This window comes from Magnetovibrio sp. (assembly GCF_036568125.1).
Classification (GTDB): Bacteria; Pseudomonadota; Alphaproteobacteria; order Rhodospirillales; family Magnetovibrionaceae; genus Magnetovibrio.
The window spans coordinates 95,321-115,894 of sequence record NZ_DATCTF010000011.1 but is presented as its reverse complement, the minus strand read 5'-3'; the positions used below and the strand labels follow the sequence as shown (position 1 = coordinate 115,894).

At 51.6% G+C, this 20,574-nt stretch carries 16 protein-coding genes; all 16 read right to left on the bottom strand.

From position 1 onward, the window contains the following. Positions 1 to 78 precede the first annotated feature (78 nt). The 16 genes from VIN96_RS08920 to VIN96_RS08845 all read right to left on the bottom strand — a co-directional run bounded on the left by VIN96_RS08920 (position 79) and on the right by VIN96_RS08845 (position 20,573). Positions 79 to 1,584 (bottom strand): hypothetical protein, encoded by a 1,506-nt coding sequence (locus tag VIN96_RS08920; RefSeq protein ID WP_331895557.1) that lies wholly within the window; start codon positions 1,582 to 1,584, stop codon positions 79 to 81. A 64-nt stretch (positions 1,585 to 1,648) separates the two neighbouring features. Next, positions 1,649 to 2,737, bottom strand: a complete 1,089-nt coding sequence (locus tag VIN96_RS08915; RefSeq protein WP_331895555.1) for a glycosyltransferase family 4 protein — start codon at positions 2,735 to 2,737, stop codon at positions 1,649 to 1,651. Between the two features lie 76 nt (positions 2,738 to 2,813). Then, complete coding sequence (locus VIN96_RS08910) at positions 2,814 to 4,217, bottom strand: GSCFA domain-containing protein (RefSeq protein ID WP_331895553.1); 1,404 nt, start codon at positions 4,215 to 4,217, stop codon at positions 2,814 to 2,816. A 99-nt stretch (positions 4,218 to 4,316) separates the two neighbouring features. Beyond that, positions 4,317 to 5,276 carry a phytanoyl-CoA dioxygenase family protein gene (locus VIN96_RS08905; RefSeq protein ID WP_331895552.1) on the bottom strand — a complete coding sequence of 320 codons (960 nt, stop codon included), beginning with the start codon at positions 5,274 to 5,276 and terminating at the stop codon, positions 4,317 to 4,319. 217 nt (positions 5,277 to 5,493) lie between these two features. Then, a complete protein-coding gene (locus VIN96_RS08900; protein ID WP_331895551.1) occupies positions 5,494 to 7,599 on the bottom strand; it encodes a B12-binding domain-containing radical SAM protein in 2,106 nt (701 codons plus the stop codon). Between the two features lie 108 nt (positions 7,600 to 7,707). Next, the gene (locus VIN96_RS08895) at positions 7,708 to 8,721 is read right to left on the bottom strand and encodes a polysaccharide deacetylase family protein (RefSeq protein ID WP_331895549.1); all 1,014 of its coding nucleotides are present in this window, start codon (positions 8,719 to 8,721) and stop codon (positions 7,708 to 7,710) included. Between the two features lie 80 nt (positions 8,722 to 8,801). Beyond that, on the bottom strand, positions 8,802 to 9,503 hold the full coding sequence (locus VIN96_RS08890) for a class I SAM-dependent methyltransferase (protein WP_331895547.1): 702 nt from the start codon (positions 9,501 to 9,503) through the stop codon (positions 8,802 to 8,804). A 38-nt stretch (positions 9,504 to 9,541) separates the two neighbouring features. Continuing rightward, a complete protein-coding gene (locus tag VIN96_RS08885; RefSeq protein ID WP_331895545.1) occupies positions 9,542 to 10,435 on the bottom strand; it encodes a class I SAM-dependent methyltransferase in 894 nt (297 codons plus the stop codon). Between the two features lie 80 nt (positions 10,436 to 10,515). Then, the gene (locus VIN96_RS08880) at positions 10,516 to 11,916 is read right to left on the bottom strand and encodes a hypothetical protein (protein WP_331895543.1); all 1,401 of its coding nucleotides are present in this window, start codon (positions 11,914 to 11,916) and stop codon (positions 10,516 to 10,518) included. 16 nt (positions 11,917 to 11,932) lie between these two features. After that, the gene (locus VIN96_RS08875) at positions 11,933 to 13,090 is read right to left on the bottom strand and encodes an NAD-dependent epimerase/dehydratase family protein (RefSeq protein ID WP_331895541.1); all 1,158 of its coding nucleotides are present in this window, start codon (positions 13,088 to 13,090) and stop codon (positions 11,933 to 11,935) included. A gap of 47 nt (positions 13,091 to 13,137) precedes the next feature. Next, entirely contained in the window at positions 13,138 to 13,863 is a 726-nt protein-coding gene (locus tag VIN96_RS08870) for an acylneuraminate cytidylyltransferase family protein (RefSeq protein ID WP_331895539.1), read from the bottom strand. Further along, positions 13,860 to 14,819, bottom strand: a complete 960-nt coding sequence (locus VIN96_RS08865; RefSeq protein WP_331895537.1) for a D-isomer specific 2-hydroxyacid dehydrogenase family protein — start codon at positions 14,817 to 14,819, stop codon at positions 13,860 to 13,862. Before VIN96_RS08865 ends, VIN96_RS08870 begins: the two co-directional genes overlap by 4 nt. Positions 14,820 to 14,835: 16 nt before the next feature. Further along, the gene (neuC, locus tag VIN96_RS08860; protein ID WP_331895535.1) at positions 14,836 to 15,984 is read right to left on the bottom strand and encodes a UDP-N-acetylglucosamine 2-epimerase; all 1,149 of its coding nucleotides are present in this window, start codon (positions 15,982 to 15,984) and stop codon (positions 14,836 to 14,838) included. Further along, entirely contained in the window at positions 15,981 to 17,006 is a 1,026-nt protein-coding gene (locus tag VIN96_RS08855; RefSeq protein ID WP_331895533.1) for an N-acetylneuraminate synthase family protein, read from the bottom strand. Before VIN96_RS08855 ends, neuC begins: the two co-directional genes overlap by 4 nt. Positions 17,007 to 17,032: 26 nt before the next feature. Further along, positions 17,033 to 18,772, bottom strand: coding sequence for an ABC transporter ATP-binding protein (locus VIN96_RS08850; RefSeq protein WP_331895532.1), 1,740 nt, complete (start codon positions 18,770 to 18,772; stop codon positions 17,033 to 17,035). Positions 18,773 to 18,902: 130 nt separating this feature from the next. Next, positions 18,903 to 20,573 carry a hypothetical protein gene (locus tag VIN96_RS08845; RefSeq protein ID WP_331895531.1) on the bottom strand — a complete coding sequence of 557 codons (1,671 nt, stop codon included), beginning with the start codon at positions 20,571 to 20,573 and terminating at the stop codon, positions 18,903 to 18,905. Position 20,574 lies beyond the last annotated feature (1 nt).

Sequence of the window (20,574 nt, the reverse complement as noted above, 5' to 3'; positions counted from 1 at the left end):
CGTGACGTTTGTAAAGGATGAACACCAGCATATTGTGAACGAAAATGCTGGGGAATAAACCGCCTTTTGGTCATGGTTTTAAGGTTCGCAGGCATGGTATCGGCGATGGCAGGCCTCGGGCGTGAAGTTCAGCAAACCCATTGGCAGCGGCAAATTCAAATCGATGCTGCGGGCAATGGAGAAATAAATATCGGCCTCGACGTATTCGAAGGGGGTGCCATTCGAGGCGGCAATGGCGGTTTTTTCCCGTTCGGCGAACCCAACCGCAAGTTGGTCGGGGAACGTTTGAAATGCCCCGGGCTTGTTGAGGGCAAGGACAAAGAGGCCAACGCCCAGGGCGACGCCCGCAAACGTGGCTCCTGTCGCCCACCGTGGTTTTTTTCGGTCCAGGTAAGCAAAGAGGCCAATAGCCAGGGCCACAATCAAGGGACCGCGAACGATCATCAGATAACGCCCTGGCAACTCACCCCACGTCCAGGCATTTTGCGGCGCGCCGATTATGAAATACATGGCCGCGGCAAAAGGCACCAAAAGCGCCCACAAGGCATAAAGAATAATCAAATCAGATGCAATCGGCCCGGTGCCTTTTAAAGGGAGCAAAACTCTTTCACGAATGATGAAAGGGGTTAGGCGTTCGATGTAACGCGCCCCAACGTACAAGCAGCCTGCAACGCCTGCAGAAATGGCCAGGATGATCGGTATCGATGTCAGGGTGCCGGTATCGGTCAAAATGCCTAAAGAACCCATCACGGCCAGTGCGATGGAAATGATCGATAGAATGAGCGGCGACTTCAAGATTTTCGGGCGCATCAAAAAGTCGATCGACATCAGACAGACGAGCAGCAACGCACCCATGGAAATGTGCACTAGGCAACTGAATGCAGCGAGCGCATATGCGGTCTTGTAGCGGTCACTCCAACGCAGCAAGAACACGGGTATGGTGAGGACAATGAAGTGGCCACGCGGGAAGAAGGATTCCATGCCGCCCGAGGTGACGATCAAGCTGACGGCCTGAAAGGCGCGCTCGACCACTTCTGTGAAATTGTGTGGACGGACGTGCAGGATCCAAGACGGCACCTTCCATGGTAAGAGCCAGTCTATGGCCAGAATCATCATCAATCCGAAAGCGATCGCAGGCAGGTAATCCCGGCGTACGGCGAAAAGGACGATGGCGAAAATCAGGAAGATGAAAGTGACATTGAAGTGAAGGGCAATGTTGTAGATGCTGCTCAGCACATAGGGGTATTGGCCGTTTTGATCTGTTAAATCAGCGGCAAGAGCGTCTCGAACCAAAGTAATGGTGTGGCTCATGAGTGGGTAATTGCCGGTGACGCGCTGACGTTCGTCGTATCGAAACGAATAAAAGTCAGCATCCGGTTCAGATTTCAGGAATGTGCTGACCGTATCCACCATCGCGTTGTGTTGCTCGGTGTTCACCAATTTCGAGGCCGCGTAATACAAAAATTGCTGGTCGTCTTCGCTGTGGTGCGAAACGATATGGGCGTGAACCGCGATCCACATGCTCGCGATAAACAGCAAGATGGTCAGGCTCGATAGCCATGGCGTGGATAAAAATTTATTCATGGCGGTTGGGTCGTAACTCTGGCGTGGATATCTTCAAAATATAAGTGGCGAAGCGGGCTCTGCGTTATACGGCAAAAACGCGCCCTGTCCTATCGGCTTGCTGCCGGATCATAGCTTCCAGCGCAGTGTTCATCCGCGAGATCGCGAAATGCTTTACAGCCGTTTCGCGGGCGGCCGCACCCAGCCGGAGGCGCAATTGCGCGTCTTGTTCCAACGTGCGGATGGCTTCGCTTAAGGCTTGGGGGTCACCCGGTGGAACAAGCAGGCAATTTTCGCCGGACTTCATTAAGGCTTGGTCCCAAAGGCCCTTGATGTTGGAGATCACGACAGGTTTTCCGCAAGCCATAGCCTGCAGGGACACGCTACACCCCGTCGGTTGCCAGACGTTTTTGAGTGGCACCACGATCACCTGTGCATGTTGATACAGCTCCCGCAGCATGACGTCGGTAATTTCGGAACCGAACAAGCTGCCGCGCACGATTTCGACGTTCGGGCGATTTCCCGGTGCTGCAACATTTAGCCGTGTGATGATCCGCACGGGGCATGCAATATCGGCCTGGATCAAGGTGGCGAAGTCACGGCTAGGGTCGCTGCCGATGGACAATACACCCGTGCCAGCACGGGCTTCAGCGGCAGGATGCCAAAACTCAGTGTCGACGCCGAAGGGATAGTAAGTGGTTTTGTCGCGATCAATGCCATACATCTCGATGGCCACCTCGCGATCGACTTCTCCGGAAAAAAACAGGTGGTCGAGGCCGTCGATAGCGCGCGCAATGCGTGATTTGGCATAGCCGCGAAGCAGGGGGGGCACGCGATCGACCAAATCCGAAAGTCCGTGAAATCCACCGAGCAAACGAGTGTTGCCCTTGATGTGGGAGCGATAGAGCCCCATCGACAGGCTGAAAAAATCGTTGAAGCTAAGCGCCATGTCATGGGCCGATATTTCATCGGCCAAGGCGATCACCCGCGACGAGGCTAGGCCGAAGTTGAGAGTACGGTTACGCAGGCGTTCATAGGCGAGCAACGTTTGACCAAATATTCCGCCAGGGTCCTTGCGGCTGTTGCCAATGGAGACCTTGAAACCAGCATCGCGAATATGGGGATAGCCATAAAAGAAATCCTTAGGCGCGTCGCCCGTTTCGATTTCTTTCAATCGCGCACGACGCGCTTCGCCGGGATAGATAAAGATGACGGATGGCAACACTGGCCGCGAAGGTGAAGTTGTCATTTTATTTGAGGCCGCGCCGGACTCGGCGGATCGTTGGAAGCAAGGGCCCCGCTGCTTTGCGCAGGAGCGATTTGACATGCTGTTTTTTGGGCATCGGAGGTTCCGCGTGTTGCAGCAGCGGCAACGGCGTTTGTTCGACAAAGAACATCTTCTGAAACAGCGCCATCACCCGACCTACGGCTTCATTTGACACATGACGCATGTCGGATTCCCACGGCGAACGGGTGCCATAGGTTACCATCTCGTATGAGGGGAAATAAAATGCATGGTCGGGGTTGTTCCGGACAAACTGTTCTGCGGCAACGCGCAAAACGGACTTGGAATGGCAGTTGGCCGAAACCACGTGCGAATCTTTTGAAAAAGTTTTGTTCAACGGAACCGGTGACACACTGATGATCAATTTGATATCCGGTTTGTGTCGCTTGTACGTGGCGAGGATAGTTTCTAGTTCGGCGACATTTTCCTCAACAGTTAAATTTTTTTGCCGGATCAGGGCTGGATCAATCTGCCAAGGCGAGATGCTGAGATAATCACCGGAATGCGCAAAATGCCACGCTTCGGTTAAGCCAAGCGTGAGAACCATGACATCGCATTTTTGCATGGCCCGTTGCAGCGCTGCATTGTGGGTTTTTTGGTCGGCGATATACGCATCGATCTCGGATGGGACAGGGACCGTGCGAAAGGGATCTGAAATGCCCCCATTGGCTTTGCGCGTAATCAAGAAATCCGGCATCCATTCGCCAAATCCCCGTTGAATGACTTGGCGCATGCTGGGTGTGTTAAACAGCGTGCCGGTTCTCGCAGGGGCCATGCGATAGGAAGTCTTGTGAAGTTCTTCCAAGGGAATCTCAGCCGGAAGGTCGTCTTCTTCAATGACATAGTTGTAGTTCCATGCCTGAAGTTGATGCGCGATGCGTAGCGCGAAACACGAACCTAGACTGCCAATGGGAGTGTCTTTGGTGATAAACCTGTGTGGGGTTTTGTAGAAAAAGTCTTCATAAATATCGAAGTAGTTCGATGGGTCGTTGACTTTGGCGGATTGGTTGTTCGGCCATTGAATGGTTCGGGTTTTTTCAGGGGATTCGCGTAAGTAGCAAGTGCTGTTAGCCGTCACCGTGGCCGTGTGAAACGCCGCGATGCGTTTGATTTCATCCCCGAGTTTCGCGTCGCAGCTTTGTGCATCGTCATTCAGAATTTTGATGAACTCTTCCGATGATTTGGGGGCGTGCTGGTGGAGAAGACGTTCGGCGTGCGCCAGAGTGCTTTCTTCAAAACCGTCTTTGCGCAACCCTTCAATCATCAAGCCGAGCAAAGTCTGGTCGTTCCAGGTGTTGCTCGAAGACAGGTCGATAATCGCAGATTCATTAAACTTTTGCGATGCGGACGGGGCGGGCTGGTGGGCCATGGTTGGAGCCTCGGGGCTGATTGCGATCACAAATAACGAATTGACTTGGGTGTCGGTTGCGACTGCGATGCGCGTGCGACGGTGTACGCGTTTATCGCATCAATATCCCGGATCAACCGGGTAGGGATGCGTTTTGGCGATGCCGTGTTCACGATAGTGATCAAACGGCGCCGGAGTGTTCGCGGGATAACAATGAATCAGCAGTGCATAGCGCTTTTTACCGGGGGCGGGATGACCGCCGCGGTGCAAAATGTTGTTGCGAAACAGAACCGTCGATCCAGCCTTGCCGAACGGCATTTGTACTTTTGATTTGTATTTGGACTGGATGGTTTCGTCGTACCAGTGATGGCGAATGGTTTTCGCTGTGGTTTTGTCGATTTCATGCCGCTGGAGGCCATGTTCCTTGCAATACTGCGCTTGCAAGCGGTCGTCTGCATCCCACTCATCGCGATAGATCTCCAGTGAATCCTTCCACGGCAGAACTTGAAGACAGCCGTTGGTCTCGTCTGTTTCATGGAGGTAGTTGGCGATGATGATGCAGCTTCCGGGGCCGGCATCATTGTGCCACAACTGCGAGCCGACGGGCTCGACGTTGACACCTTCGGACTTTACCATCAAACCGAAGAAAATCTTATAATCAGCACGATAGATCTGCTTGACGAGTTCGCCCAGCTTACCTTGAAAGGCACGTTCTAACTCGGGAAAGTCGCGCCACAGGTCACCTTTGTAGCCTTGGTGAGCGCCGTAATCGTCACCCGTTGGGATCTTCCATAGATCGCGACCTTCATCCTCCCACGCCCGAATGCGCTGGTACATCGAGTTGGCAATGCTTTCCATTTCCTCGTCCCAGAAAACGGTGAAGCCAAGCTCGTTAAACTGGGTTTCCTGATCGCGCAGTTCGTCTTCGTATGGGAAAACGCCCTTGTAAACAGAGGCGCAATATTTCGCATATTTCGAATATTTGGGAGCATTTCGCCACCCAAGTTTTGAATAATGCTTTTTCTGAGCACGAAAATTTAGGTGCTTTGAGATTTTTGACTTTAAGCTTGCGAGTCCCATGATCGATCGTACCGTCGTTTGATTAATAATTATCGTGTCGGCCGCAATAGTATTTGGGAAGGAATAACGAGCCGAAGAGTGCCGCACAATCTCCACGCCCGACTTGAGATCGAGCGTGGAGATTTAGCGTAAAATGTATTCTTGATCACACAACTTTAGCAAAGAAAAGGTTGTGAACGAGACGCTCCATGCGCCAAGACGTTTTAACACGAACCAATTATGCGTCTACGCGAAGGGGTTGGCGTAGCAACTTTTTGGTGTGTGTTTTCGTCAATGCGCGCGCAATTCCTTTAAAATCGTTTCCAAAAACGGCAAGGTTGCGCTCGATGGCCTGTTTCTGACTTTCTTGAAGAACGAACTGAAAGTCCGTCGGCTGGTTGAGCAGATAGCTGTTAACCGAGTCAGAGACATCAATTTCAGAACTGAATCGAGCGATGTCGTAGTTGAAGACCCCTGTAATCACTTGATCATTGTTTTGCCAGATGTTGCTCATTTTGCTGGCATCAAAATCAACGGCTTCATCCACAAAACGAACGTTTTCCGGCGTATCTTTTCCAATCTCACGCAACAACGTCTGAGCCGTTGTTTTTGCATGATCGCGAATTTCCGGAAGGTACTCGGTCATGCTGTATGCTTTATAGGTCAGCATAAGATTGTTGCCGATTTCACCTTTGATGTAGCGCTCAACTGTATCGCCTTCTTGAATGAACGCCTCCAGTGCTTCGCGATCTGTCCACAACTCATTGCTGGTGTCGTTCATGAAATCGGCAAGGAGTTGCTTCAGGCGCCCCTCGGGCTCCGTTTCAGACAAAAGCTCAAGCCAACGAAAGATTGGCACGCCCAGAGACTTTAAGAACTTAAGCAGTGTTCCGAACACGGCGTCATTGTGGAACACCGAAATCATGAGGTGCATGCGCCGACATTCAAGATACTCCTCAAATGACAACGTGTTGTTGGATACGCAGATACCTTCAACTTCGGCGGCGTTGATGCGTTTGCCGGCGACATCAAAATGGCCAAAGCAGCGCGGTAAAACACGGTATCGGAGTTCCATGCCGTGTTTCTCGATTGTTGCGCGCGTAGCCAGTTCACTACCCGGCAGCATCATCAATTGATATGTGATGACGCGATTGAAGCCAGCTTCCATAAGGGTGCGCAAGGTATGGAAGTGTCCTTCCTTGGTTTCGCCTGGCAAACCGAGAATGACTTCACTGTAGGAATTCGCGTCGATTTTGCGGCCCTCAAGAGCCAAAACCATCATTTCATCAGTGGAAATGTTTGCACGGTTGACGTTTTCCAGAGCCGTTGGGTCGAGGGTTTGCACCGACCCGGACAAACGCAGAGCTCCGTTGACCATGCCGGCTACTTCCAAAATGCGGTGCTTTTGGTTTTTGCCCATGGCGACATGAATGTATTCCGGGAAGTTGTACTTTTCCTGCACGGAGGCAATGGCTTTGGCTATTCCAACGTCACCTTTGTACATGCCAAAGTTGGAGTCGGCGATGGACAGGTCATTGCGGCCTTTGTCACCACGCGTTTTTTCCATCATGGCGCCGATGTAATTCAGTTCAGCTTCGATCTTATCTTCTGCATGCGAGGTGACTTTCGTATAGAAAGCGTCGCCTTCTACGCAATAGGTACAGCCAAACGGGCAGCCCCGACGAACTTGCATGATCGGCAGCAAGGTGCCGTCGAAAAACTCATCAAGACGGCCCGTCAGATACGGCGATGGAATGACCGTGAGATCACGCAACCGAATGCTGGAATTTCCAAGGAAAGGTTTTCCTGCGGCATCGATCGCGTGGACTGACGGGATCGAAAGTTGCTTTACAGCGTCGGCGTTGAAATCGGCGTCAATGAGGGCCTGAAGCAAGCGTACGAAGGGAACTTCCCCTTCCTTGATGACATAAAAGTCTATTTCGGGGTGGTGCTCGAGAAATTCAACTTGTTCATCGCGGTCAACAGGATAGCTGGGGCCGCCAAAGATTGTGATGATCTGGGGAGAGATTTCTTTGAGGCGTTTGGCGAATTCATAGCCAAAATAACCGTTCCATACGAAGTGACTAAAGCCAATGATGTCCGGCGCGCCGTCTTGCGCGATCGCTTCGACAAGCTTTTCAGGGTATTTGAAAATTCGGACCGGAGTGTCGAAATCAATACATTTTTCAGCGTAACACGCCAAAAGTCCCATCGCGTAGGGGATCAGTTCAGCAGAAACTTGCTGTTGAGTGTAGGTAGGGTCGATCAGCCATACGGTTTTATTGAGCTTTTTCTTCGGCCCGATGTCATCATGGGGCAGGGTGTCGTATTGTGAGGGGGACATCGAAAAACTTCTCCAATCGTACAACTGATTTAGCAAACAGCGCTGCAACCCTTTGGATACAGCATTTTGCTCTTACAGAAAAAAGAAAAGTGTCAAGTCAAAGAGAAATTAATAGTTTTTGAGCTTGGCAATATCTAATTTCATATCACCCTCGTCGGAAAATACATCATTGGTTACATATCTGGGGATTCCCCAGCGTTCTTCCAATTCTTTTTGCACAATCGGCTTGGGATACAAGGCGTGACCGCTGCGAAGCTTTCGATTTTCCATGATTTCGACAGTGTCTTTGTTCCAAGTGCCGTTGACGCCATACGGATAGGCGATATGGAGATCCTTAATATCCAGGTGATGCGCAAAGAAGTCGGCGCAAAGTTCAATTTCTTGCTTTTGTTGTTCTTTATTTAGCCGGCTCAGAACCCGGTGAGAATGCGTGTGCAGACCAATTTCAATCCCGTCATCTTGACAGCGACGCAAATCGTCAAGAGACATGTACAGATGTTTCACCACCTCTTTTTCATCACCGAAATGATGCGCGAACAAAACCTCCAGTATGTGATCAAGAACATCATATTGAAGTTCAAAGTTGAGCATACGTTTGAAATCACCAACCTCTTTGTTGTCAAAGCGGTGACTTCCCTTAAGCCCTAAGTGGCTGATGTCATCCCTGGCTGCGTCAAGGTCGTAACCCAGGGTATCGGCGGCGGCTTTGAATTCCTTCAAAAATTGTGCAAAGCCAATTTTGCCGATTATCAGATGAATTTTTTGAACATTGAGAACCTTCTGCTCCATCAGCGGTAAGGAGCAGCAAAACACAATGGCCGGTACGCCGGCTTTTTTTAGTGTGGGGCGGACGTAAAGGTCAACGTCGACGACGCCATCGTCGTACGTGATGCAGGCGCTGATCCGATCCGTTTTTTTTGTGCCTGCCACCAATTCCGAGCAATTGACCATTTCGAAGTTTTCCTTGAGCGCTTCGACGTGGCGCTCGAAAACTTTGGATTCAACACCGTGCAAGCCGGGAAAGGCGTATCCCTCTTTGGGGTGGCTGTAATGATAGATAATCGAAATTCCGGCAAGATGTGCGTCTTGTGGCGATGAGGGGGAGGGAGTGCGGTCGGTCATATGCTTGGAAGGTCCTCGAACTCAAATGGGCACGATTGTTTCAAATTTGCACACATAGTTGGGTGGCGGGAGAGGGATTATCAAGAGAGATCAAGGAGAGGAATATCGACCTCTACGGTGGGGGCGGCCCCGGTTACTTGACCAAGCTCTAACAAGACGCCAGCGGAAATCACACGATCAACGCCAGCAGGAACCACGGTGCGGCTGTTAAGGCCGGTTTCATAGCCAAACATAGAGATTTTTTTGACGTTTTTTTGGCGTTTCAAAAAATCCACAAACAGTGTTGGCGATAGCAGAACAAAATTGAGTTTATGTTCCGTGCCGCAATAAGAGCGTTTGATATCGACTTCGTGTGCGTCAATATTGGCAAATTTGACGTCGAACAGAACATAACGGTTGGACCACCCGATCATACGGTGGACAAGCTCTTCGAATTTCACCTCATGTTGCATGACGCCAGTGGCGTTGATGAGATCGAATGTGTCCTCGCACTCAAACTCCAGTGCATTGCAGTGGTGAAAGGTGCTGTCTGGGTAGCTTTTTTGTGCGTTTTCAATGCTTTGCTGAACGATATCTATGCCGCAGTACGTGTACTGCGGCAAGATGTCGTTTAGAAGTTCAATCATACGCCCGCTGGCGCACCCGATATCCAGAACGCTGTGAACATTAGGAGCGATGGTTTTGAGAAAACGCACCTCGGATTCAAAAAAATCCTGTGCGCCCTTGCTGTCAAAACTGCGAATGCAATCTTGATCGTACCAGCGTTTATATTTGTCCGTCATAGGCTATTCACAACACTTCAAAAGTAGGGGCCTTCGCGTTAGGCGTTTTTGCGCAGATCAAGCACGAAAGTAGATGAACTGGGCACCAAACGCGGGTCAAGGTGGGCATACTGACTCATGAAGGTCGCCACTTCGTCGTGCAAGCGCGGGAAAGTTCCGCGTAGCGATGGTGACATCGGGTGGAAGTTGACAGCATGAATAGTATGAGGGGTGAAGCCGAGCTTTCGGGTCCGGCAAATAAGGTCTGCTGGCGTAAACTGATAGCGGAAGTCGACCGTGACGAACGTTGTCGGATGCTTTTTATCCGGTTGCGGGTCAATTCGCTCATGACTTTTCAGGGTGTCGAACAAGGCTTCCTGGTTTTCCATCCCATTGAAGACGATAGCTTCGGCAAGGAGCTGATTGATCGTACCCATTTCCATTTCAAATTCCGTGAACGCGTTCAGGGAAAGTGCATTTAGAAGGCGGTTTCTGGATCCCACCAGCAGCGCACCGCCAGGTTTGAGCATGGTGTGTGCGCGGACGAAGAATTCGTGCAGTTCTTCCAGGGAAATGTATTCGATGAAGCCCTGAGCGCTGATGATGTCATAGCGGTTCTCTTCGACAGGCATGTCGAAAAAGGACTTACAGATGAATTTCGCTTCTATGCCGGCTTCGCGAGCGTTGGTTTCGCACTGCTGAATCATTTCTTCGGCAAAGTCGATGCCAATCGATTCGAGGCCAAGGCCGGCGGAGGCTATCACGAGCTGGCCACTGCCGCAGCCTACGTCCAGCAGGCTTTTCGGCGAGTCCATTTGTTCAATAGTCGTGAGGACAGCCTGTTTGCGGTCTGCGATGACGCCACGCCCTTTTTCCGCTTGGACGCTTTTATTTTGCCATTCAGCAGCGGCGTTTCGAAAGTATTCTTGTGTTTGTCGTTGTTGATCAGACATTTAGTTAAAGCCTTCTCAGGAAAATGATCATAAGTAGCTGTTGCTCCATACTTGGTCACAGCACTCAGATAAGGAGGGTTTTATTGAGTGGTCGCGCCGGTGATCTTGTCTGCAAGTTGTTTGAGACGTTCTCCGTACGACGGCCCCTCCATTTCCACAAATGAACGGGCGAGTTCGAGCTGGGCGGTTGTAACTTCTTCCTTTCCAATCAAGTTCATCAAATGATCAACTTGCTCGGGCAGTTTGTCGTTATCATCGCAGCGCAAAACATACGGTCCACGAAGGTCCTGAAAGTGCGCAGCACGGTTGACTAAGTCATCTAATTTTCGGGCCTCTTCATTATCGCCAAATGCATCCACACGTAGAATCAGCACGGGCAATCCGTGCATGACGCCCTCTAATAGAATCGTGGAAAGCGGCGATATGATGGCACTGGCAAGGTGCATCAATTTTTGCGTGTCGCTGTAATCGGCCAGATAAAAACCTGTGAACCCCTTGCTGATCACTTGGTCGTAATAATCTTTCATGTGCGGATCAAGGGTGACATGCTTAAGGTTCATGTCATATAGGGATTCTTCGCGATCCATCAAAGAACCACGCCAAGGGTGCGGTCGATACAGTATGTGGCATCGCGGAAGCTTGCCGGATTCGATCAACGTATCCAGCAACTTGAGATGTTCGGACTCGATGACACTCTTACTTGTTCCTCCATAAAGGACGATCGGAATGTCCTTGGGGACACCGAACATCACCCTGAGTTCATCATCACTTTCCTGAACCGGGTTTCGATAGACTTGGAATTGAGCCGAACCGAACTTTAAAACCCTATCGGCAGGCATTTTCATGAACTCAATCGCATGGCTGCGCGTTTGATCGCCCCACACAGCCAGATAATCGGGCGTGTTGACCGTCGCGGCTTTGCCGGAAGGATTGTCCCAAGAGTTCATGAGCGCAACCAGGGGGATTTTTTTGCGCGGACAGATCGCAAGAAGGTCGTTGATGAAATAACCCGCCAGAACGGTCGGATGGAAAACAATATCTGGCGCTTCTCGGTCGATCAGATCCTGAAGTCCCTGATGCACGCCGATTTTCCATGTAAGGAATTTGCGTACCAAGGGATAAATGAAGGGCAGCGACAGGAACCAATATAAGTTCACGAGTTTATGGGAACGAAAAAGCCGCAACAACTCCATACGCGGCTGATAGTTACGAGTGCCGCGTAGATTGTGAACCATAGCTATTGTTTGAAAGTGGTCCCATTCCCCCATGCGTGTGCGGGTCACTTCGAACTCGATAAAGTTCTTAAGGCCCAATTTGGAAACGTCGGCATTGATGCCCTGGCGTTGTCCCTTCTGACCCTTATGAAAGACATACAGAACTTCGTAGCTCTTTTCGAGTTCGGCAAATGTTTCATTCGACACGAAATGTCGAATGAGCATGTCAAAATCGATGAAGACGAGGGCTTTTTTTCGTTTGGTCATGAAGCTCATAAGCGGCTTAGTTTCGATGCGTCCATGTGATCCGTGGCAGGAACACATTGGGATCGACATGGCCGCAATTGGCGAGAACGGATTTGAGCATGCTGTCAGTGACCTCGTCGGTCAGAAGAATGGGATCCAGCCCCATATCTACCAATTTTGTATGTTTGGCGTTGTAGTAATGGTCCTCTTGCTCAACACGGGGGTTGGCGATGTGATTGATGGTCACATTCAGGCCCGCGCGTTCACCCGCGCTTTTGACTTTCTCTGCCAGGTCCATGACCGAGAACTGTTCCGTAAATTGGTTGAAGACCCTGAATTCGCCAGCATCGGGGGTATTGTCAGCGGCAATCTCGACGCACTTGATGGTATCACGCAAATTCAAAAATCCGCGGGTCTGGGTGCCTGATCCATATACGGTCAAGGGATGCCCGGAAGCTGCCTGAACCAAGAAGCGGTTTAAGACGGTTCCAAACACATCGTCATAATGGAAAGACGTACGGAACTCAGATTTCAGCAGCGTTTCATCTGTGTCGATGCCATACACCACACCTTGATTTAGGTCGGTTGCGCGGGTGCCCCAAACGCGGCAGGCAAACTCGATGTTATGGCTGTCGTGAACTTTTGAGAGATGATAAAAGCTGTGCGGTTTCTTGGGGTACAGGACACGGTCCTTGCGCCCGTTATGTTCCAATTCCAGCCAGCCTTCTTCAATATCGATGTTCGGCGTGCCGTATTCACCCATTGTGCCCAATTTGACGAGATGCGCGTCAGGGCAATATTTTTGCATTGCGAACAACAGGTTCAGATTGCCGACGATGTTGTTCACTTGGGTGTTCACCGCCGTGGTTCGGCCTTGCATCGAATAAGGCGCGGAAGGCTGTTCCGCATAGTGAATAATGGTGTCAGGAACGCATTCTTCGATCAACTTGTACACCGCTCGGTCGTCGACGAGATCGACGATCCGCAGATGCATTTTGTGTTCGGAGCTTTCATTCCAAAGGTTCACCCTGGTGTGGAGGGGGGCAATCGGCAGAAGGGGTTCGATGCCTTCTTCCATTTCCCAACGACGTTTTGCAAAATTATCGATGATCCAGACTTCGTCGCCACGCGCAGAAAAGTGCATTGCAGTCGGCCAGCCAAGATAACCGTCGCCGCCAAGAATGAGGATTTTCATTGTACTAAGATACCTTCTAAGGGTGATTGGTTACGTAAGCCCACGACTTACTCACTTTTCATGTGCGGAAGTTCTACCGCACCTGCGTTCATGAGTGCATGAGCTAACACAAGATCAAGAGGTTCGTCGAGATCAAATTCATAAGGACGTTTGATCTGACATGCCACGCATGGTTCCGCGTAAAACCCGCCACCGCTTAAAAGAGCCGTCGTTTTTACGGCGATCAGATTTCCAAACACCTGAAGCTTGGGCTTCTCTTGTTTATTGCGCGCGGATTGTCGTTCATCTCTAAAAAGAAAGGAAACTTCTCCTCTCTCATCGACTGTTCGTTGATTCCAGGCATGGGTGTTGTGAGCGACAGGACAGATATTGTGTGCGGATTGAGCCCAGGGGGAGCGTTCAAGGAGATCGATCAGGTCGATAACGTGTTGGGGGAGCAAAAACGGACTGGTCGGCTGGATGAGTACGATGGCATCGGGCAATGCATAGCCGTCATTTTGACTTCGTCTGATAAAGTCTTGGGCGACATTGTCTACTTTGGCATGATCATCGGCCAGTGCATCCGGACGCCGGTCAACCTCCAACCCAAGCTGTATAGCGCGTTGGGCAATTTCATCATGATCTGTCGAACAAACGATGCGCTCGAGGCGACCGCTGGCCAACGCAGCTTTCGCACCGTAGTCGATCAAGGGACGTCCGTTGAGCGGGACGAGATTTTTGAGGGGAATGCTCTTTGAGCCCCCTCGTGCGGGTATAAGGCCCCAAACGTTCATTGCATCACATCTATCTTTAATGATTTCGCAGCTTTGATGATAACAAAACGCTCGGTTTCAAGCCATGCGTCAGAGGTTGACCCGCCAATATGTGGGGTCAAAACCAAATTTGTGTGGGTCCGGGCATATTGTGCGATACGGCTGTCCGCAAAGGTTTTGCCAAAATCGGGATCGTATTCACCGTCGATGGTGTCGAGACCCGCCGCATATATGGAACCATCTTCAAGCATATCCAAAAGCGCTTCGGTATCGAGCAATTCTCCACGGGCCGTGTTGACCACCATTGCCCCGTGGGGCAGTTCGCGTAGAACCTCACGACTGACAAGATTGCGGGTTTCATCATTAGCCGGGGCATGAAGGCTGAGAATATCAGACTGTCGCGCCAAGACATGGATGTTTTCAACCGACCCGCTTTGGTAAGGGTCGAAGTACGCAACTTTCATTCCCATTGCGGTCGCGATTTCGGAAACTTTGCGTCCGAGCCGACCGTAACCCACTAGACCAAGCCGCATGCGTGAAAACATCCGTGGCGCACCCCAGTTGCGCCGGTCCCACTGACCATGTGCGGCGGCATCGTGGCAGGCGGGGATACGCCGCCAAGCCGCGAGCATCAGGGCGATGGTGTGTTCCGCCGTTGGTGTAATGGTATCTAGAAATGCTTGTTCATCATGTAATGCACAGACTGCAATATCACGTTGTGCAGCAGATGTTGCGTCGATATGCGGAATGCCGGTCGTGTTGGATACGATGGCGCGCAAGTTTGGGCAAAGATCGATTTTAGTTTGATCGACCAGAAAGCCGAGTGGCGCGAACAACACGGCGGCGCGTGCGAGAATCTCCGGCGTGTCCTCACGGGGATCCTCCAACTCGACGACCTCGAACAGTTGATCGAGCAATGACCTGTTTTCAGGGCAATACTTCATGATGCGGTAATAAATGGCGATTGGTTTGCCCATGGCGTTCAGCTCGATTTCAATAGGTCATGCGTTTGTTAAAGAGAGAATGTCCGAGTTCGATGGTGCGCAACACATCGAATGTGCGTTTCCAGGCTTGTCCATCGCCAAAGGGTTGATCGCATGATGCGACCGTGTTGCGAAAAGCGGGATCTTTAAGAGCCTTATGCAATGCGGTGGCAATGGCGTCTTTGTCAAAGGGGGCATGGATCACGTTTTGTGCATGAAGGCGCCCGGTCTGGCGATCACCTAGGTTGATCGCCGGAATTCGGAAATAGGGCGTTTCGATTAAACCGGCGGAAGAGTTGCCGAGCATTACGCCGGCAATGTTGAGCAATCCCCAGAAGAACGGTGCATCGATGTTTTTGTGAACGGATACCAACGGGTGGTTCCGGACCGTTTCTATAGCTTGAATGACCTCTTCGTAACCGTGATCTGAACATGGGTAAACGATAATCGTTGGGCGCTGCTGTTCAAGCGCGGCGTCAAGGGTCGCTTTCATGTCCGCGAAATGGTCTCGGTCCCGCACCGTTTCCGGGTGTTGCAAAATGACAATCGGCGCAGTTTCTGCATCGAGTCCGAAGGTCTGTCGGATGGTTGCCTCATCCGCAAAGTTTTTGGCAACGATCGGGTCAACATGGTTGTCGCCAACGACATGAACGCGCCATACTTCTTCGCCCATGCGACGGATGCGTTCACCGCTTTGCTCATTCGAAGGAAAATGTAGATGGGATAATTTGGTCAAGGCATGGCGGATCAATTCATCGACGTTGCCGGTGATGTCGCCCCCTTGAAGGTGTGCAATCGGAATACCGAGATGAATGGCGCTGACCGCGGTGGACAGAACCTCCCCCCGGTCCCCGTAAAGCACCAAGATGTCGGGCTTGAGATCATGCAACACATCGCCCATGCGCGTCAGACAAACCCCCAATGCACGAGAACGGCTGACCGCGGATCCGTCTTTTTGCTCCATGTCGACGGCGGCGGCAACGGTGAAGTCTTGCTCGACTTCCGAAATGGTCGAGCCAAACTTGGGATTTACGTGTTGATCGGTGACGATCAGCGACAGGCGGGTATCCGGCGACTGATCAAGGGCGTACAGCAACGGCTTCATAGCGCCGTAACCGCCCCGTTTGCCCGTCAGTACGGCAATGTGGCGTTTCGTCACGGAAGCAGGTCCTTCTCCAAAATCAGGTCGTCGGCGGCTACGTTGTGAGCCAACGTCCGGCCAATTAAGGTGTCGATGCGATTGGGCGAGATGCCGTCGCCAGGACGTTTCGCGAGCAGATCGCTTTCGCTAAGCGTATGCCCTGCGGGGAAGTCCTTTGCTGCGACCAGAGATTTCAGGGCCCAGGCGATGCCGGGTTGTTCGCATGGCGCGGCTTCTTTTCGTCCGTGACCGATCATTTGTTCCGCGCGACGGATATTGTCGACCATTGGGCGTAGGGTGGTGGGGTCGGCGGAAACTTTCCAGTCTTGTGCATTGGGAATGTCGCGCAGAATCGTGATGTGTTTTTCAATGATCTTTGCGCCGCGGGCGACGGCTAAATATACGGCCAGATCGTCGACGGTGTGATCCGAATATCCGACCGGCCCGTCATAGACATCGCGCAATCTGTCCATGGCGGCGAGATTGACGTCTTCGTTCGGTGTTGGATAGCTCGTTACGCAATGCAACAGGGCCAGGCGATCGTTGTCAGCATCGGCACAGGTTGAGATAACCTCTTCGACATCGCTCATGCTCGACATGCCGGTGGAAATGATCATGGGCTTTCCGAGCTTGGCGAGGCGCGACAGGAAGGGCAGGTTGTTGCGTTCGCCCGAGCCGACCTTGACCGCGGGCACATCGAGTTCCTCGAGCCAGGGAATACGGGTCTCGTCATGAGCCGTCGCCATAAAGATGAGGCCTTTGCTATCGCAACGGTCCTTTAATTCAGCGGCTTGTTCCAAGGTTAGGTTGCGTGGGCGCAGGCGGTCTTGCCATTCTTGTGAACGATTTGAAATCAAAGCTTCGACATCAAAAAACTGAGTTTTGAAAGCATCTGCCCCGCCATCTGCGGCCAGATCGACCAACTGTCGCGCCAGATCCATATCTCCAAAATGGGCAACGCCGGCCTCGGCAATGATGAAGACCGGTGCATCGCCGCCAATGGGGCGAGAGGCAATTTCGAACGTATGTTTAAACTTCATATGCACACACCAAATAAATTAAAATGTCAGGAAGCTTGCTTGGAGCTGTCGCCGCTCGACAAAAGATCCTGGAAGGACGAACTCCTCGCGGACAACTCTGCAAACGTTCCTTGATCGACAATCTTCCCCCCATCCATCACGATGATTTGATCCATGTTTTTAAGGGTCGAAAGGCGATGGGCAATGGAAATGATGGTCATTTCGCCATGAAGGTTTTCGATCGCGTGCTGCACCTTTTGCTCAGCCATTGTATCCAGCGCGCTGGTCGCTTCATCCAAAACAAGAATTTCCGGCTTCTTGAAAATGGCGCGGGCAATGGCGACACGTTGACGTTGCCCCCCCGACAGGCCCTTGCCTCGATCGCCAAGCGAGGTATCCAGTCCCTGGGGCAGATCCTCGACATACTTGTCTAAGTTGGCTTTGTGCAGGCAATTCATCACAAAGTCGATGTCGACTTGATGTCTTTCCCGACCGAAAGCGACGTTCGCCAAAAGCGTGTCGTCAGCGATAAACGGCTCTTGTGTGACATAGCCAATTTTGTGTTGCCAAGTCGTCAGGTCGAAAGTGCTCATGTCTTCGCCGGAAATGCGCATGACGCCGTGTGTCGGTTCCAACAAGCCGACGATGATGCCGACCAAGGTGCTTTTGCCCGAACCGGACGCGCCGACAATGCCGTACGAGCGCCCCTTTTCAATGCGAAGGTTGATATTCTTAATCACCGTTTGATCGGTGCCGGGATAGACAAACTCGACGTCGGACAGTGAAAGACTGTCCCATGCTTCTATGGGCTTTTTTTGATCGGCGGTGTGCAAAGCGCTTTCGCGCAGAGCCGCGTCCAGACTTTTTTGAAAGTCAAGCAGCCCGTCCATCCATGGAATGAAGCTCCACAGCGAGGTTACCCGGGCCGTGATTTGGTTGACGGCGGGAACGACACGCGAAGCAATCAGCAGCAATAAAGCCAGTGTCGAGGCCAGCGTTCCCGTATTCGTTTCCGACGTGCCTAGGATGGCGACGATGGCCACAAGCCCGATCTGGCCTATGGCCAGAACGGACGTGCTTGGCAGGATATGCAAAACCGATGACATGTGGTGGCTAAAGCTGAAAGAGGAAAAGGCTTTATTGAAGGCTTTTCGAAAAAACGAAGTTTCTCCGGAAAATTTAACTTCTCTGATTCCGGAAATAGTCTGATAGGCCGCGAGCATGGTCAGGCCTTCCGCACGCTTCTTTTGATGGATCAAGCGATTGAGGTGCGGACGGATAGAGTATAGCGCCAACGCGGCGATGAAGCCGATGGTCAGCAGTCCGAAAACACCTGCAAGCGGCATCAAGGAAACGACGGCCACGATGGCGATCAGCGTAATGATCAGGTTGTCGAACAGAATCAGCAGCTGGTTGATGAAGTTGCGACCCCATACGTTGATGTCGTTTTGAAACATGCGGGTCGTCAAGGCCGTGTTGGCTTTCAAAAACCACGAATAGGGTGCCGCAATGCATGCCGTCATGAGATCGTTGGCTAATCTGTTTTGGCAACGGGCGCTGAAAATGTTGATGGCGTATTGGTTAAACAGTTTGAGCAAAGCGGCCACAAACAGTAGTGCAATCGATGTCGAGGACGTGACAATGACCTTATCTGTATGAGTGGTCGCGCCGATGAAATCCATGGCTTTAATAAAATAGACGTTTTGGTCGATCGTGCTGGGATCGATCACCAAAGAGACGACGGGCATGACCGAGCCCAAGGCTGTCATGTCGATGAGTGAGGTCACAAAAGACAGTCCAACCAACATCGCGGCGCGAACTCTTTCCACAGGGGTCAGGAGCCGTATGCCGTTGTAAAAGCTATTGAGGGGAGAACTACTTTGTTTCACGTTTGAAGATGCCTATGGAGGGGGGGCGTCAGGTCGCTGCTGAGGATTTAAAGGAGCTTGCCGAAAACATTTTGTACGTGTGGTACTGGCCATGAGATGTGAAGTACCAGCGTTGGATGGTTCCCAGTTCAGTCGCGAGCGCCGCTGTGTTGTTGCCAAGCAGATCGGGGATATGCTTCATCAAATTTTGGCTTTGTGAATCGTCTTTCATCATAAAGTCGTCTTGCCACTCCGGAACACCGAAATACAAACCGGCAAACACATCTGCCCGGGCCTTGGCGGTTTTTACATCGATTTCATTCCACCACGGTTGCGATAGAAACTCTTGGTATTGTGTCCTGCTATCGGGGCGAAGAACGAAACCGGCCTGATCGTACCAACCCCGATCTGCGACCAAAACAGGTTTCTCGATGGTGGCGTATTCGATGCCGGCGGTGCCGTGATAGGTGACAATGGCATCCGTCATATTCATAACGTCAAGAGCATTCCAATCTTCGTGGGCGAGGATCATGTGTGGCGGAATACTTTCCGGCATCAGATCTTTCAGCGTGACCCCACCATACCACTTGTCGCAGGGGTGCGGTTTGAAAATCCAGTAAACATCGTCATTCGCCTTTGCGCAGTCCAGGGTTGTCTGAATCCAATCGAGAAAATCGAGAAACAGGGACATCCCGCATCCATGCGGATAATCGAACCAGTTTGAGGCGTAAACAGTGACCACAGGACGGTCAGTGGTCCATCCATACACGTTCGCTAATTCTTGACGTGATACTTTTGCGATATTTTTCTGAAAGGCATAAGTGGCGCCAATATCGTTTGTTTGGCCCTGGAAACGCCGTTCCAGATGTTCTGCTCCGCAGCGTCTTAGCCGTTCGATCATCTCACTGGGCAGGGCATCGAGTTCAGACAAAGTCGGATACAGCGCTGAGTGCGTGAAATCGGTGGCATTGTGCACGCGCCAATATCGCGGAGTGCCGTAGTTGCCGTACATGATGATGCTATCTATGCCACGTAACTGCCCCAACCAAGCAAGTGCGGAATCCCGTGGCGTGATGGCGTGGGACAGCAACAGGAGATCGGGCTGATAGGTGTCCAAGATCGTTTGGGCGGATTGCAGGGCTTCGACAATTTCCAGCAAGTGGTCTTCAAGTAGTGGATCGGTGAGGTCCACCTGCGCCTTGCGTTGACGTTTGAGCAGAATGTCGTACGTCGTAGTGGTTGGATACCCGTGGGGCATTTGCCAATTTAAAATATCTGCAGCGGTTCGCGTTTGCGCCAAGAGTTCGTGGACAATGTGCCGTGCCGCCGCGTGATCTTGGTTCACGGCGTCCACCCTGACAATATCGGAATCGGGAATGCCGAATTTCTTGAAAGTCAAAATGGCATTTTTGGTGTTATGGGGACCAACCAAGCCAATTTCACGGGCATGCTTTAAGCCCAGTGCCGCGCGGATCAAGCTAAATCGCAGCCATAGGTTCGGATTATCGAACATCCCATCGATAAGCACACATTTCGCGAGTGGCTCTTGAGAGAGAGGCTCGATGGCGTTCATGCTTTCAATAGCACGTAGACGTTCGGCGCGCGCTTGGCGGTCGAGGATGCGTTTTGCCTCGATCTGTGCGTACGCGACAGCTTTCTTGGCGTGGACCTCGAAGCGGCTAAGTAGGGACGGGAGCCCGTGTGAAGATGTTCTGTCCATC